2 protein-coding genes are annotated in these 1,076 nt (G+C 63.8%); both read right to left on the bottom strand.

Features of this window, described 5'->3' with window-relative positions; translation table 11 throughout:
• Nucleotides 1-179: 179 nt before the first annotated feature.
• Entirely contained in the window at nucleotides 180-593 is a 414-nt protein-coding gene (locus HMPREF1494_RS10530) for a helix-turn-helix domain-containing protein (protein WP_034463936.1), read from the bottom strand.
• A 60-nt stretch (nucleotides 594-653) separates the two neighbouring features.
• On the bottom strand, nucleotides 654-1,076 hold a 423-nt coding region (locus tag HMPREF1494_RS11615), incomplete at its 5' end, for a hypothetical protein (RefSeq protein ID WP_197017158.1).

Here is a 1,076-nt window from a genome sequence, read left to right as displayed (position 1 = left end):
CCATGCGTCGATAGTCTCCGGTGCCCAGCCGCGCAGTGGGCCGGACGGAGTCGTGATGATGACATCCGCGTCGGGCATGAGGTCTTTGAGGATGTATGAGCGGATCGTGGGGACAGTGAGGCCGACGCGCTCTGCGACGGCGGCGGTCCCGAGGTACTCGGTAGTCATGGAGGGTCCTATCAGTCGTAGGGGGAGACGATCTCGACAGGAATGTCATCGTCGCTGAGGAGCTGGAAAGCGCGCCCGACGCAGGCGCGGTAGGCAGCGAGGGGTAGGCGCTGCGCCCATCGTGTGTGCTGCTCATAGTCTGCCTGTGTGGAGTAGGCGATGAGTGCGGTCGGGAGGCTGCGGACGGTCTCATCCTGGTCCTCGATGGGTGCGAGAAGCTCGTCGAGGCACTCGAGCGCCGTGTCCTCAAGATTGCCGAGGGTCATGTGGACGCTGAGTGGGTCTCGGGGCTCACTCTTGCCGATCTCCCAGGACCGGATAGTCCCCTCATTGACATCGAAGATCTCAGCAAGGTCGGCGCGACTGAGGCCGAGAGCTTCCCGTCGACAGCGCAGGCCGACTGGGGTAAGTGGATTGCGGGGCATGGTGTCTCCTGTCGTAGGGGGAGGCCCCGGAGCGTGCGCCCCGGGGCCTCGATGATTGGATCAGTCGAGGAAGCGCTCGACGTCGCCGCCGATCTCTTCGAGGACGGTGAGGGTTTCCCAGACGCTCGAGTAGCCGTCGGTCAGGGCCTGCGACTCGCACTCGGCGGCGATCGCGTTGTAGATGCCGTCGCGCGAGCCGTCGGCGAAGTTGTACTCGCCGAAAACGCGGGCGTCGTCGGCCTCGGTGTAAGCCAGCGGAATCTCAGCGATCTTGAAGCCGTTGGAGGCGAGCAGCTCGCGATCCTCGCCGCTCATGCGGACGGCGGCTTCAATGAGGGCTTCGCGCAGATCTTCGATCTCATCGCCGGGGAGGCTCTTTTCAAACCATTCCTCAGCGGTCTCGCGCTCACCATCGACGATGAGGTAGCGGGCAAAACGGTCGGCGTTGGTGTCGGTGATGTAGGAAACGGTGGACATTGTTGA

Source organism: Bifidobacterium sp. MSTE12 (genome assembly GCF_000513015.1).
GTDB classification, from domain to species: domain Bacteria; phylum Actinomycetota; class Actinomycetes; order Actinomycetales; family Bifidobacteriaceae; genus Bifidobacterium; species Bifidobacterium dentium.
Note: the sequence above shows the minus strand (reverse complement) of the source record. Positions and strands in the feature narration are given on the sequence as shown.

Excerpts from the sequence above, each read along its gene's own strand:
- HMPREF1494_RS10530 (WP_034463936.1), bottom strand. The coding sequence starts at position 593 with ATGCCCCGCAATCCACTTACCCCAGTCGGCCTGCGCTGTCGACGGGAA.